15 protein-coding genes are annotated in these 13,263 nt (G+C 68.3%); 10 read left to right on the top strand and 5 right to left on the bottom strand.

Going from position 1 to position 13,263, the window contains the following annotated elements:
• Nucleotide 1: 1 nt before the first annotated feature.
• Both LT974_RS10305 and fdhF read left to right on the top strand, forming a co-directional pair.
• A complete protein-coding gene (locus tag LT974_RS10305) occupies nucleotides 2-751 on the top strand; it encodes an ABC transporter ATP-binding protein (RefSeq protein WP_232587584.1) in 750 nt (249 codons plus the stop codon).
• Between the two features lie 112 nt (nucleotides 752-863).
• The gene (gene fdhF, locus LT974_RS10300; protein WP_232587583.1) at nucleotides 864-2,978 is read left to right on the top strand and encodes a formate dehydrogenase subunit alpha; all 2,115 of its coding nucleotides are present in this window, start codon (nucleotides 864-866) and stop codon (nucleotides 2,976-2,978) included.
• Here the strand turns inward: fdhF and LT974_RS10295 are convergent.
• Both LT974_RS10295 and LT974_RS10290 read right to left on the bottom strand, forming a co-directional pair.
• Nucleotides 2,975-5,341, bottom strand: a complete 2,367-nt coding sequence (locus tag LT974_RS10295) for a heavy metal translocating P-type ATPase (protein WP_232587582.1) — start codon at nucleotides 5,339-5,341, stop codon at nucleotides 2,975-2,977. The two genes, fdhF and LT974_RS10295, sit on opposite strands and share 4 nt — an antisense overlap.
• Nucleotides 5,342-5,446: 105 nt before the next feature.
• Complete coding sequence (locus tag LT974_RS10290) at nucleotides 5,447-5,725, bottom strand: DUF2249 domain-containing protein (RefSeq protein ID WP_232587581.1); 279 nt, start codon at nucleotides 5,723-5,725, stop codon at nucleotides 5,447-5,449.
• A 95-nt stretch (nucleotides 5,726-5,820) separates the two neighbouring features.
• Between LT974_RS10290 and LT974_RS10285 the strand changes: the two genes are divergently transcribed.
• From LT974_RS10285 to LT974_RS10275, 3 genes are read left to right on the top strand one after another with little or no spacing between them, the layout of a single operon-like run.
• A complete protein-coding gene (locus LT974_RS10285) occupies nucleotides 5,821-6,474 on the top strand; it encodes a helix-turn-helix domain-containing protein (RefSeq protein WP_232587580.1) in 654 nt (217 codons plus the stop codon).
• 52 nt (nucleotides 6,475-6,526) lie between these two features.
• Complete coding sequence (locus LT974_RS10280) at nucleotides 6,527-7,849, top strand: hypothetical protein (RefSeq protein ID WP_232587579.1); 1,323 nt, start codon at nucleotides 6,527-6,529, stop codon at nucleotides 7,847-7,849.
• 49 nt (nucleotides 7,850-7,898) lie between these two features.
• Nucleotides 7,899-8,303 (top strand): hypothetical protein, encoded by a 405-nt coding sequence (locus tag LT974_RS10275; RefSeq protein WP_232587578.1) that lies wholly within the window; start codon nucleotides 7,899-7,901, stop codon nucleotides 8,301-8,303.
• Between the two features lie 6 nt (nucleotides 8,304-8,309).
• On the opposite strand, the gene LT974_RS10270 is transcribed toward LT974_RS10275, so the two are convergent.
• Both LT974_RS10270 and LT974_RS10265 read right to left on the bottom strand, forming a co-directional pair.
• On the bottom strand, nucleotides 8,310-9,194 hold the full coding sequence (locus LT974_RS10270) for a substrate-binding domain-containing protein (RefSeq protein WP_232587577.1): 885 nt from the start codon (nucleotides 9,192-9,194) through the stop codon (nucleotides 8,310-8,312).
• Nucleotides 9,195-9,256: 62 nt separating this feature from the next.
• Nucleotides 9,257-9,562 (bottom strand): CGCGG family putative rSAM-modified RiPP protein, encoded by a 306-nt coding sequence (locus tag LT974_RS10265; RefSeq protein WP_232587576.1) that lies wholly within the window; start codon nucleotides 9,560-9,562, stop codon nucleotides 9,257-9,259.
• 190 nt (nucleotides 9,563-9,752) lie between these two features.
• Here LT974_RS10265 and nirK point away from each other — a divergent pair, with 190 nt between their 5' ends.
• From nirK to LT974_RS10245, 4 genes are all read left to right on the top strand, one after another.
• A complete protein-coding gene (gene nirK, locus LT974_RS10260) occupies nucleotides 9,753-10,826 on the top strand; it encodes a copper-containing nitrite reductase (protein ID WP_232587575.1) in 1,074 nt (357 codons plus the stop codon).
• Between the two features lie 136 nt (nucleotides 10,827-10,962).
• The gene (locus tag LT974_RS10255; RefSeq protein WP_232587574.1) at nucleotides 10,963-11,499 is read left to right on the top strand and encodes a hypothetical protein; all 537 of its coding nucleotides are present in this window, start codon (nucleotides 10,963-10,965) and stop codon (nucleotides 11,497-11,499) included.
• Nucleotides 11,499-11,672 (top strand): hypothetical protein, encoded by a 174-nt coding sequence (locus LT974_RS10250; protein WP_232587573.1) that lies wholly within the window; start codon nucleotides 11,499-11,501, stop codon nucleotides 11,670-11,672. The genes LT974_RS10255 and LT974_RS10250 overlap by 1 nt, the downstream gene beginning before the upstream one ends.
• A gap of 50 nt (nucleotides 11,673-11,722) precedes the next feature.
• Entirely contained in the window at nucleotides 11,723-11,962 is a 240-nt protein-coding gene (locus tag LT974_RS10245) for a DUF2249 domain-containing protein (protein WP_232587572.1), read from the top strand.
• 21 nt (nucleotides 11,963-11,983) lie between these two features.
• Here LT974_RS10245 and LT974_RS10240 read toward each other — a convergent pair whose 3' ends face one another.
• Nucleotides 11,984-13,021, bottom strand: a complete 1,038-nt coding sequence (locus LT974_RS10240; protein ID WP_232587571.1) for a sodium:calcium antiporter — start codon at nucleotides 13,019-13,021, stop codon at nucleotides 11,984-11,986.
• 35 nt (nucleotides 13,022-13,056) lie between these two features.
• Between LT974_RS10240 and LT974_RS10235 the strand changes: the two genes are divergently transcribed.
• Complete coding sequence (locus tag LT974_RS10235) at nucleotides 13,057-13,227, top strand: DUF2249 domain-containing protein (protein WP_232587570.1); 171 nt, start codon at nucleotides 13,057-13,059, stop codon at nucleotides 13,225-13,227.
• Nucleotides 13,228-13,263 lie beyond the last annotated feature (36 nt).

The following is a 13,263-nucleotide window of genomic DNA, read 5'->3' as shown; positions in this document are numbered from 1 at the left end:
TATGGCACGTGTAACACTCGACTCGGTGACGAAGGCGTACGGTGACACGACTGCGATGGACGACGTCTCCGTGGCCGTGCCCGACGGCGAGACGCTCGGCGTCGTCGGTCCCTCAGGCTGTGGGAAGACGACGACACTGCGGACGGTCGCGGGCTTCGAGACGCCGGACAGCGGCGGCGTCTACTTCGACGACCGCGACGTCACGCACGTCCCGCCGGAGAACCGTAACGCGGGGCTGGTGTTCCAGTCGTACGCGCTGTTCGAGCACATGACCGTCGCGGAGAACGTCGCGTTCGGCCCGCGGATGCACGGCGTCGGCCGCGCGGAGCGCGACCAGCGCGTGAACGAACTGTTGGAGCTGCTGGACATCGCGGAACTCCGGGACCGCGACCCGGCGTCGCTGTCCGGCGGCCAGCAACAGCGCGTCGGCGTCGCCCGCGCGCTCGCCATCGAACCCGAGATTCTGCTGCTCGACGAGCCGATGACCGGCCTCGACGCGAAGCTCAAGACCCGGCTGCGCGCGGAGTTGAGCGACCTGCTCGACCGCCTCGACGTCACCGCGCTGTACGTCACTCACGACCAGGCGGAGGCGATGACGATGTGCGACCGCATCGCCGTGATGAACGACGGCGCGCTCGAACAAGTCGGGCCGCCCGCGGACGTCTACCACGAGCCCGCGACCGAGTTCGTCGAGGAGTTCGTCTCCCTGGACACCGTCGACCTCGACTTCGTGGAAGCGCCACGGGCGTAACGCCCCCGCGTCGTTCCCGCTGACTCGGCGTCGCGGAAAGATTCTTGCTACTGCCTGCCACAGTCTCCACTAGAGACTCACATGACGGGAGCCACAACGGGGGCGGTGCGGCGTGTCGACTGAGGCGGAACTGACGAAGACCATCTGTCCGTACTGCGGCGTGGGCTGTGGCATCAGCGTCCGGCAGGGCGACGAGCCCGGCGACGTCCGGTTCGCACCGTGGGGGGACGCGCCGGTCAACGAGGGCCGCGTCTGCATCAAGGGCGGAGCCGCGACGGAAGTCGTCGACCACGAGGACCGGCTGACCGAGCCCATGATTCGGGAGGACGGCAGACTCCGCGAAGCGACGTGGGACGAAGCGCTCTCTCGCGTGGTCGCCGAGATGGAGGCCATTCGGGACGAGCACGGCCCGGACGGCATGGGGTTCTACGCGTCGTCGAAGGTGATGAACGAGGAGAACTACCTCCTCCAGAAGCTCGCGCGACGGTTCGGCACGAACAACGTCGACAACTGCACGCGGATGTGCCACGCCTCGACAGTGTACGCGCTCCGCGAGAGCCTCGGCGCGGGCGCGATGACCAACAGCATGGTCGACCTCCGCGACGAGGCGGACGTCTTCTGGATTCAGGGCGCGAACCCCGGCGAACAACACCCCATCGCGAACAGCCAGTACTTCCGACAGGCCGTGCTGGACGGTGCGACCGTGATTCAGGTCGACCCGCACGCGAACAAGACCACGGAGTCGTTCGACGTCCACGACTCCGACCGGCACGTGCACCTCCAGTTGGAGCCGGGGACGGACATCCCGCTGCTGAACGCCGTTCTCAAGACCGTCCTGGAGAACGACTGGGTGGACGAGGAGTTCGTCGCCGAGCGCACCGAGGGCATCGAGGACCTCCGAGAGACGCTCGACGGATTTGACAAGGAAGCCGCTGCCGAGGAGTGCGGCGTCCTCCTCGACGCCATCGAGCGCGCGGCGGAAGTGTACGCGACCGCGGACAACGCCGCCATCTTCACCGGGATGGGGATGAGCCAGCACGCCTGCGGCGTGGACAACGTCCAGAATGAAATCAACCTCGCGCTCGCCACCGGGAACCTCGGGCGGCCCGGGACGGGCGTGAATCCCCTCCGCGGGCAGAACAACGTGCAGGGCGCCAGCGACGTCGGCGCGATGCCGAACGTCCTCCCGGGCTACCAGCCCGTCGACGACGACGAAGCCCGCGAGGCCGTCGAGGCCGTCTGGGGGTTCGAGATTCCCACCGAACCCGGGCTGACGAACGTCGAAATCACGCACAGCATCGGCGACACCGTCCACGGCCTCTACATTATGGGCGAGAACCCCGTGATGAGCGAACCCAACGCCGACCGCGTGGCGGACCTCCTCGACGAGACGGAGTTCGTCGTCGTCCAGGACATCTTCCCGACCGAGACTGTGGAGTTCGCGGATGTCGTGCTGCCGGCGACGTCGTGGGCCGAGCGCGGCGGCACCGTGACGAACACGGACCGCCGCGTCCAGCGGATGCGCGGCGTCGAGAACGTCCACGAGCACACCCGCCACGACCTCGACATCCTCACCGAGGTCGGCACCCGGCTGTTCGGCGAGGACGCGGGCTTCGACTTCGACGGCCCCGAAGCGGTGTTCGAGGAGCTGCGCGAGGTGTGCTCCATCTACCACGGGATGACGTACGACGAACTCGGCGAGACGGGCCTGCACTGGCCGTGCTACGAGCCCGGTGACGAGGGCGACCAGTTCCTCTACGCGGACTCCTTCGACACCCCGAGCGGCCTCGGGCAAATTGAGGGCGTGCGCCACCAGCCCCCGCGGGAGACGCCCGACGAGGAGTACCCCCTGATTCTGACGACGGCGCGCCTCGAAGAACACTACAACACGGGGACGATGAGCCGGCGCTCGGAGACGCTCTCCCGCCAGCACCCCGAGAACTTCGTCGACGTCCACCCGGCGGACGCCGAGCACTTCGGTATCGAGGACGGCGACAGCGTGACCCTCCAGTCGCGGCGCGGGGAAATCACGCTGCGCGCGAACGTCACCGAGGCAATCAAGGAGGGCGTGGTGTGGACGACCCCGCACTTCGCGGACGCGTCGGCGAACGCGCTCACGAACGACGTGCTCGACGAGCGCGCGAAGATTCCCGAGTACAAGGCGGCCGCCGTCGGCGTGACCGTGGCAGAGAGCGGTGCGGACCCCGACGCGTCCGCCGACGACTAGTTCTCGCCGTCCGCGTCGAGTTCCGGCTTCACGCGCGAGAGCCGCATCGCGTTCCCAGTGACGGCGGTGGTCATCCCGGCGTCGCCGACGAGCACGGCGATCCAGATGGGTACCAGTCCGAGCGGCACGCCCGCGGCGAGAATCGCTTTCGCGGCGAGACTCGACCAGACGTTCTGCCGGATGACGCCGTTCGTGCGACCGGAGAGGTCGTAGAGGTACGGGAGTCGCGTGAGGTCGTCGCCCATCAGCGCGATGTCCGCGGTTTCGAGGGCGGTGTCCGTGCCCGCTGCGCCCATTGCGACGCCGACGGTGGCGGTGGCGAGCGCGGGCGCGTCGTTGACGCCGTCGCCGACCATCGCGACCGCCTCGAACTCGTCGGTGAGGTCCTCGACGGCTTCGACCTTCTGCTCGGGGAGCAGTTCCGCGCGGAACTCGTCGACGCCGACCTGTTCGGCGATGGCGCCGGCGGTTCGCTCGTTGTCCCCGGTGAGCATCACGGTGTGTTCGACGCCCAGGTCGCGGAGGCGCTGGATGGAGGCCTTCGCCTCCGGGCGGACCTCGTCGGCGACCGCAATCACGCCCTCCAGTTCCTCGTCAGTGCCGACGAGGACGACCGTCTTGCCCTCGCTTTGGAGCCGCGGCACGAGGTCTTCGAGGAGGTCCAGGCAGTCGTTGCGCTCGCAGAGGTCGCGGCTCTTCTGCGTGACCATCCCGCCGTCGGTGGCGGCGTGGACGTGCGAGAGGTCGAACCCGAGGTCCGCGAAGTAGCCGGGTTTGCCGGCGTAGTGGGTGGTGCCGTCGAGGTCGGCGGTGACGCCCTTCCCGGTGACGCTCTCGAAGTCCGAGACCTCGCGACCCTCGATGCTGCGGTCGTCGGCGTATTCGACGATGGCGTCCCCGATGGGGTGCTCGCTGCGGGATTCGAGGCCGCGCGCGCAGCGCAGCACGTCCTCGTCGGTGTTGTCGCCGAGCGGCACCACGTCGGTGACGGTGAGTTCGCCCTTCGTGAGCGTCCCGGTCTTGTCGAACGTGACGGCGTCCACGGCTCCCATCGCTTCGAGGTGGTTGCCGCCCTTCACGAGCACGCCGTTCTTCGCGGCGCTCGTGACGCCCGAGACGACGGAAACGGGCGTGGAGATGACGAACGCGCAGGGACAGGCGAGCACGAACAGCGTGAGTCCGCGGAGAATCCACGTCGGCCACGACGCGCCGAAGAACAGCGGCGGGACGACACCGACCAGGATACCTGCGCCGACGACGACGGGCGTGTAGTAGGCGGCGAAGCGCTCGACGAACTGCTCGCGCTCGGTCCGGTTGGCTTGCGCGTCCTCGACCATCTCGACGATGCGCGCGAGCGTGTTCTCCGTGGCCTCGGCCGTGACCTGGACTTCGAGGTAGCCCGCCTCGTTGATGGTGCCGGCGTACACGTCGTCGCCCTCGGTCTTGTCGACGGGGACGCTCTCGCCCGTAATCGGGGCCTGGTTGACCGCGCTCTCGCCCTCGACCACCACGCCGTCCATCGGAATCTTCTCGCCGGGCCGGACGACCACGCGGTCGCCGACGCGAACGTCCTCGACGGGGATAGTGACCTCCTCGCCGTCGACGGCTTCGCCGTCTTCTCGGGGCGTCTCCGACGACCCGGCGTCCCGCAGGACCGTCGCCTCGTCCGGCGAGAGCTCCATGAGCTCTTCGAGCGAGCTGCGCGCGCGGTCCATCGAGTAGGACTCCAGCAGTTCGGAGACGCTGAACAGGACCGCGAGCGTCGCCGCCTCGAAGTAGAGGCGCTCGCCGAACGCGACGCTGGCGGCGACGGCACCGAGGATGGCGACGGACATCAGCAGGTCGATGTCGAGGTTCAGGCTCTTCAGCGAGTAGTAGCCGCCGCGGACGATGGGCTGGCCCGCAACCAGGATGCCCCCGAGGAACGCGGCGTCCGACAGCAACACGTCGCTACCGAGCAGTTCCGCGATTGCGGCGTTCGAGCCGGGGAGAAGGAACTCGAGGAGGAAGCCGGCGGCGACGAGGACGGCGCTCGCCCACGTCTTCAGCGCGCGCGGACTCGTCCAGACGGAGCCGGGGCTGGCGGGCTCGGTGCGCTCGCCCTCGCTCTCGCCGGACCAGCCGGTCACCTCGTAGCCCGCGGCCTCGACGGCGGCGACCAACTCGGCTTCGTCGGCCTCGTCGGGGTCGTAGGTGACGACGACGCGGCCGGTGGTCGGCTGCGTGTCGAAGGAGTCGACGCCGGCGACGCCTTCGAGGGCGTGCTCGACTTTGCCGGCGCACGAGGGGCAGTCCATATCGGGGACCGACAGCCGGGCAGTCAGTGTGGCGACGGATTCGTCGCCGGGTGAGTCGTCGGTCATGTTAGTCGAGGCTACGAACCGCCCAGTTATTAATTCGGCTGTTATAGAACCGGCGCAGAATAGGTAATCGTAATAAAAGTCGGCGGTCGAATTGTTAACTCGCGCTCACGCGTCCGGGGTCCAGATGCCGGTAACGACGGCGTCGTCGGCTTCGACGGTGGCGTACTCGTAGCCGCGGTCGTCGAGTTTCGGGTAGAGGTGCTGTGGGGCGCGGTCGTTGACCTGCACGAGGACGACGTCGTCGGCGAGGTCCGGTAGCGTCTCCAGCGTCTGCACGAGCGGGTTCGGCGGTCCCAACTCGCGGACGTCGAGCAGTTCGCGCTCGCGGTCCAGCGGCACGGGCGTCTCCGAGAGGTGCGCGTGCCAGTCGGTCGTCGTGGCCATGTCTACACCGACGGCTCCCGCCGCCCACAGCGTTCTCCCGAACAAGTTCGGGAATACTTCTTGAGGTTGGGGCCGATATGTACGAACATCTTCGCATGGCACGAGCACAACTCACCATCGACCTGCCCGACTCGGTGTGGATTTCGCGGATATCCACACAGTACCCCGACACGCTGTTCCGCGTGCTCGCGGCGTTCCCCGACGACGACCGCGGCGTCGCGCTCCTCGAACTCACGGGCCCCGACGTCGTCGAAGTCCTCCGCGAGATGCACGAGGCCGACGGCGTCGAGGACATGGAGCCGCTCGAACGCGACGACGACTCCGTGCTCGTCGAGTTCGAGACCAGCGAGCCGCTGCTGCTGTTGACGCTTCAGGAGGCCGGCCTCCCGCTGGAGCCGCCGCTGGAAGTGTCGAACGGCAGCGCCACCCTGGAAGTCGTCGCGCCGCACGCGAAACTGTCGGCGCTGCGCGACCAACTGGACGCGTTCGGGATGGACTTCGACGTCGGCTACCTCTACGAGTCCGGGGACTCCGAGCGCCTGCTGACGCCGCGCCAGCAAGAACTGCTCGGCGCCGCCATCGAGGCCGGCTACTACGACACGCCCCGCGAGTGCACACTCACCGACCTCGCCGACGACCTCGGCACCGCCAAGTCCACGCTCAGCGAGACGCTGCACCGCGCCGAGGAGACCGCCATCAAGCAGTTCGCGAGCAACCTCCCGCAGTTCGCCGACCAGAACCTCGCGTAGACCGAACACGTTCGGGAGAATTCGCACACACCGTCACCGCCACAGTTCAGTCATGAGCGCCGTCCCTGCCGGACTCGCGACCGACCAGCAGCCACCGATGACGGTGCCACTACGATACTTCCTCGTCGGCTTCGCCTTCCTGCTCGCCGGCGGCGCTGTCGGCCTCGCCACCGCCCTCGGTGCTGCGCCCGGGTTCACCCGGCTCGCACACGTCCACCTCCTACTCGCGGGCTGGGTCTGTCTCACTATCATGGGCGCGATGACGCAGTTCGTGCCCGTCTGGTCGAACGGCCCCGTCCACTCTCGGCGGCTTTCGAACGCCGCGCTCGTGCTCGTCACCGTCGGCGTCGCCGGGCTCGCGGGCGCGTTCCTCGCCGCCAACATCCACTGGATTCACGGCTTCGGCGGGCTATTGGTCGCCGGTATCTGGGCGTTCGCGTACAACCTCGCGCGCACTCTTCCGCCGTTCCGCGAGTTCGACGCTACGGAGGCCCACTTCGCGTTCGCGCTCGCCTGCTTCGTCGTCCTCGCCGCGCTCGGCTTCGTGCTCGCGTTCGACCTCTCGACGTCCGTGCTGCCGTTCGCGGGCGTGACGCGGCCGCAGGTCGTCGGAGCGCACGCCACGCTGGCCGTGTTCGGCGCAATTCTCTCGACCGTCTTCGGCGCGCTCTACCAGCTCGCGACGATGTTCACGCAGACCGAAATCGAGGGTCGCGAGCGCTTCCTCGCGTACGCCGAGTACGCCTACCCTGCAGGCGTCGTGGCGCTCGCAACGGGACGGCTGCTCGCGCTTCGACCGCTCGCCGTCGCTGGCGGTCTCGTGATGGCCGCTGGCGCGCTCGCGTTCGCCGTGCTCCTCGCGAAAAAGCTCTCGGAGGGACAGGTCGAACGCACGCCGATGCTCACGCGGTACGCCGTCGTCGCCGTCGCACTCGCCGCGTGGAGTCCGCTGGCCGCACGTGAGTGGGTCGCCGCGCCGCTCGCCCGGAACGCGCTGTTCGGCCCGACCGCGGGCGTCCACCTCTTGTTCGTCGGCGTCGTCGGCTTCGTCGTGATGGGGTCGCTGTACCACGTCGTCCCGTTCATCGTCTGGGTGCACCGGTACAGCGACCGGCTCGGCTTCGAGCCCGTGCCGATGATAGACGACCTCTACGACGACCGCCTCGCCGCCGTCGACGGCGCGCTCGCCACACTCGGCGCGGTCACGCTGATTCTCGGACGGGCCGGTATCGCGCCCGAGCAGGCCACTGTCGCTGGTGGCGTCGCGCTGGCCGCCGGCTTCGTCGTGTTCACCGCGAACCTCGTCGGCGTCGTCTACCGGCACGGTCGCGTCCTCCCCGAGCGCTTCCACGGCCAGCCCGAGAACGCCGACTGACGTTGCTGGCCGAAGACACTTACCGCGCACCTGCGACGACTCTTGACAGATGCCCTCCACGTCGTTGCTCGACCGCGGGGCGGCCCGCTCGCTCCTCCGCTCGCTCGTGCTCGTCCTCGGTGTCCTCGTCGGCTACGTCGTGGTGTGGCGGCTGCTCGACCCCGGCGCCTACCTGTTCGCGATTTTCGGCACGTACGCCGCTCTCGTTGGATTCCTGCTACTGCAGGTCGTCCGGGCGAGCGCGATGGAAACGTGGCGCCGTCGGGCCGCCGCACTCGCGACAGCGCCCGCGTCGACCGGCGCGATTTTCGCGGGCCTGCGGCCGCGACCGGCGTGCCTCGACCTGTCGGGGTGCGGAGAGGGGCTCACACTTCAGCCCGTCTGGTTCGTGGGGTTCGTTCTCCTGACGACCGCCCTGATTGCTGCCGACACGAGATGGGAAATGGAGCGTTGACGAGCGCTACGGCGCCCAGTCCGAGGGCACGTATTGGTCGAACTCTGGCTCTTCAGAGCGTGCGAGCGGCCGGAACGCGCGTTCACCGTCTACCCGAAACGCCTCGATGCGGCCCTGGCCTGGCCCGGTGAGGTAGCCGACGAACGCCATCGCGAGCGCGTACGCGACGTCGTGGCGCGCGGGATTCGTGGGGATGACGGCGTACTCGTTGCGGAGCAGGTCGGGCGGATCGTCGAGACCGCGGGCGACGTGCGCGGCGAGGCCCGTCTCCGTGTTCAGGAACGTGCCGCGGTCGACGAGCGTGTACGCGCCGGTTTCGCCCGCGGCGATCAGGGTCGCGCCCATCCCCTGTCCGGTTTCGCGGTACCAGTTCCCCGTGGGCTCGACGCCGGCTTCGTCCCAGAGGCGGCGTTCGCGGACGTGCGTCCCGGAGCGGTCGCCCCGGGAGAGGAACGTCGCGTCGCTGGCGGCGATTGCGCGGAACGCGGCGAGCGGGTCGCTGCCGGCCGCGCCGGCGGGGTTGTCGGATGGGCCGACCACGAGGAAGTCGTTGACCATCACGGCGCGGCGATTGACGCCGTAGCCCGCCCGCAGGAACTCGTCTTCGAGCGGGCGTGCGTGGACGAACACTACGTCGCAGTTGCCGTCGCGGGCCGTGCGGAGTGCGGCACTCGTCCCCCGAACGACTGCGCGTACCGTCGTGCCGAAGGCGTCCTCGAACCCTGCCGAGAGGTCACCGAGCAGTCCGCTGTCGTTGACTGTCGTGGCCGCCGCGACCGTCAGCGTCTGGTCGGCGATGGCGGCGCTGCTCCCGTCACTCCCGCCGAGACAGCCCGTCAGTGATAGCGCACCGCCGACGCCGAGCGCTTGGAGGTACCGCCGCCTGTCCATGCGCGAACAACCACTCGTGGTTACAAAGACGTTACGAGATAACTAAAAATGGTTACGTAGCGTCAGTTGAGGACGCGCACACGAGTGACGTGGCCGCCACAGCCACACTGGTCGACGTACTCGTAGGCGATGCTGTCGCCGAACGCGTCGTCGAGCTCGTCGTAGAGGTACGTCTCGGGGTGGCCGTGGTCGCCGTGCGTGACGAGGTTGACGTGGTAGCCGGTGGCGGTGGATTCGACCGCGTCGCGGGCTTCCTCGACGACGAGCGCCCGGTCGTCGGCGTGCTGGTCCTGTTCGAGGTTCGCTGACCACGAGTTCTGGTGGACGCCGTCGACGGTCTCGGCGTCTTCGTGCGGGGCTGATGCCATGTGTCTGTGTTCGTCGCGCACGCGGGTGAGAAGTTCCCCGAACACGTTCGCCTCGTTCGGGGTTCGTGACCCCGCGAAGTACTTATAAAGCGGGCTGCGAACTGGTTCGGGGGTGTCGCAGGAGAACGGGAAACGCAGACCCGCTTGAAGGGGTATTCTCGACAACTACCGAGTGAAGAGGTGCCAACCCATGTTCGACACTACTCGACGGCGCGTGCTGCAAGGCCTCGGAATAAGCGGAACCGCCGCAGTCGCGGGCTGTACCGCTCCTGGCGGTGACAGTCCGGCGACCGAACAACCCCAGCAGAACGCCGCAGCGCAGACGACCCAGCCGGAGGTCGACCGCGTCGCCGCCGACCCCACCGACGTCCCCGACCCGGTCGACTGGTCGTCCCCGAAGCACCACGACGTCGAACTCGACGTGACGGAGGTCACCGCGGAAATCGAGCCCGGGGTCACGTTCGACTACATGACCTTCGACGGGCGGATTCCCGGCCCGATGATTCGGGTGCGCCGCGGCGACACCATCTCGTTCACGCTCAACAGCCCGGACGGCAACGCGATGCCGCACAACGTCGACTTCCACGCCGTCTACGGCACGGGTGGCGGCGCGGCAGCGGACGCCGTCTCGCCCGGCGAGTCCAACGGCATCGACTTCACCGCGACGTACCCGGGCGCGTTCATCTACCACTGCGCGGTCCCGAACATGGACTACCACATCTCCAGCGGGATGTTCGGGATGATTCTCGTCGAACCCGAGGACGGCCTCCCCGAGGTCGACCGCGAGTTCTACCTCGGCCAACACGAACTCTACACGAACAAGGCGGTCGGCGAGGAGGGCCACCACCAGTTCGACATGGACGCGATGGCCGACGAAGACCCGACGTACGTCCTCTTCAACGGGGAAAAGTACCCGTTCACGCCGGACCGCTACGGCCGCCTGCAGGCCGAGACCGGCGACACGATTCGCGTCTACCTCGTGGACGGCGGCCCGAACGTCTCCTCGAACTTCCACCCCATCGGGAACGTCTGGACGCAGGCCCACCGCGACGGCGCGCTCGGGACGCCCGAGGAGTACGTCCAGACGATGAAGGTCCCGCCGGGAAGCTGCATGATCGGGGAGATGGACACGCCCGTCCCGGAGACCATCAAGCTCGTCGACCACGCGCTCAGCCGCGTCGCCCGCAAGGGCCTGCTCGCCGAGGTCGAAGTCGCCGGCGAGCCCGACGAGGACATCTTCGACCCCGACCCCGGGACCGAATAGCGAGCCAACCGCCAATCCGGTCACTCATCCTCCGTTCCCGAGCCACGGGCCGCTAGCCGCGCCGCCGTCTACTCTGCGCGACGCGCCGAACACGTTCGGGGCTACGCATAGCGGGCCGTGGCTCGTCCTGTGAAACATGTACAGCCTGGGCTCGCAGTCCGACGACGCGCTCGCTCCCGAGGGGGAGTTCGACCCCGACGTGAACCCCGAACCCGGCACGTTCCTCGCCGGCCACGACGTCCTCGCCGGCGACGACCACGTCGCGTTCCACGAACTCACCAGGGCGCTGTTCGACGAGCGCGGCGTCTACGACATGACCTTCGGGTACAACCTCGCCGACCTGAACCGCGACACCCGCCACACCGAGGCGGGCTACCGGTACGCCGTCGACGCCGACGACCGCTCGGTGTTGCGCGCGGAGTTCACGCCGACGACGCCGTTCTGCCCGCAGAGCCACACGCTCACCATCGGCTCGTTCCGCGCGTGGAACGGCCTCAGCGAGCGCCACGACTACGACCTCGTGCGGGTGCGCGTCGCCGACTCCCACCAGCGCAGCGAATCCATCAACGAGGAACTGTGCGACCTCGAGGAGACCTACCTCGAAACCGGCGAACTGCCCGACGAAGACGCGGCGGACGCCGGCGACACGACGCCGACCGGTGCACCGTTCTGATGCCACCAGCTGTCGCCGGCCTGCTCGGCGGGCGCGGGCTCGAAGTCGCGGCCGTCGCGGTCGCCGCCGTCGCGGGGTTCGTCGCGGACGGCACGGGAACCGTTCCCATCGCCGCGATTGTCGGCTTCTTCGCCGCGAAGTCCGTCGAGAGCCTGCGGCTCGCGCTCGCCTGACGAACACCTTCGGGGAAACCGCTTGGCGGTTGTCCGTCGATACGTCGAGTATGGCGACGACTGCCGATACGGACGCCCGCCTCGACGCGCGGGACATCGACGGGGAACCGTTCAGCGACATCGTCGCGGAACTGGACGCGCTCGACGACGGCGAGACGCTCCTGCTGGTCAACAGCTTCGAGCCCGAGCCGCTGTACGACGTCCTGGCGGACCGTGGCTTCACCTACGAGACCGAACAGGCCGCCGACGACGAGTGGCGCGTCTACATCACGTCCGCAACCGACGACTAGCCGGTCGCCACGGCGAGCCGTTCAGATTCCCTTGATGAGGTTCGTCAGCCCGACCGTCTCCGAGACCACCCACGCGACGAACGCGGCGTAGGCAGCCAGCAGCGTGTACGCTTCGACGCCGGTCACCGAGAGGTCGGTCCGCAGGATGGCGAACAGGAGCACGGTCGCTAGCGTGAGCACGCCCAGCATCGGGACGGCCACCGCGAAATTCACGGTGACGGCACCCACGATGAGCACGCCGACCGGAATCGCCACCAGCAGGTCGAACGTGTTCGACCCGAGGACGTTCCCGAGGCTCGTGATGCCCTTGCCGGCTTTCGCCGACCGCACGCTCACGAGGGTGTCCGGGAGGCTCGTCGCCGCCGCGACGATGGTGACGCCGGCGAGGAACTCGGGGATGCCGAACGTGTGGCCCAGCGACTCGACGGCACCGACGAGCTGCTCGACGGCGACGAGGATGAGTACTAGCCCGCCCGCGAGCCGCGCCCACTCGCGGCCCACCGCGATGCCCTCCGGCACCGCGGGCGCGTCGTGGTCGCCGACGTCCTGCCACTGTACGAAGAGGTACAGCCCGTACAGCAACAGCGGGAGCACCGCGAGCGGGCGCGTGAGCCGGCCGGCCAGCGCGGGGCCGTCCGAGACGGGGACGTAGATGACCGCGAGCGCGAGCGTGACGACGAGCGCGGACACCGCGATCATGTAGAACTGGGCTTCCTTGTAGACGATGGTGCGGTTGGTTTCGAGGTGGCCCTCGGTGGCGATGCCGGCGAGGGCGGGGATGACGAGAATGTTGAAGATGGCGGAGCCGACGATGGCACCGACGCCCATGTTGAACGTGCCCGCCAGCGCCGTGAAGACGACGCTGGCGAGTTCGGGGAAACTGGAGCCGACGGCGACGACGATGGAGCCCTGCACGACCGCGGGGAGGCCGTAGTACGTCGAGAGGTGTTCGGCCGACGATTCCAGCCAGCCGCTGCCGAACCAGACGAGCGCGGTCGCGGCGACCACGACGAGCACGTCCACGAGCGGTGTGCTGGGGAGGAGACCACCGAGAGGCATGTGTCCAGCCAGAACCGGTGGGACGTTAATCGTTGGTGGAACGAAGCGAGAGCCTGCTGGTCAACAGCTTCGATCCCGAACCACTGTACGGCGTCTTGGTGGACTGTGGATTCACCTACGAGACCAAGCAGGTCGCCGCCGACGAATGGCCCGTCTATACCACCCGAATACGAATAGGAGCCGGAAAACAGCCCGACGTACACTAGATTTTCGGCGGTAGTATGTATTAGCGTTCGAGAGGA

This window comes from Halobacterium noricense (assembly GCF_021233435.1).
Taxonomy (GTDB): Archaea; Halobacteriota; Halobacteria; order Halobacteriales; family Halobacteriaceae; genus Halobacterium; species Halobacterium noricense.
The sequence above is the reverse complement of the archived record's forward strand: the minus strand, read 5'-3'. Positions and strand labels throughout refer to the sequence as shown.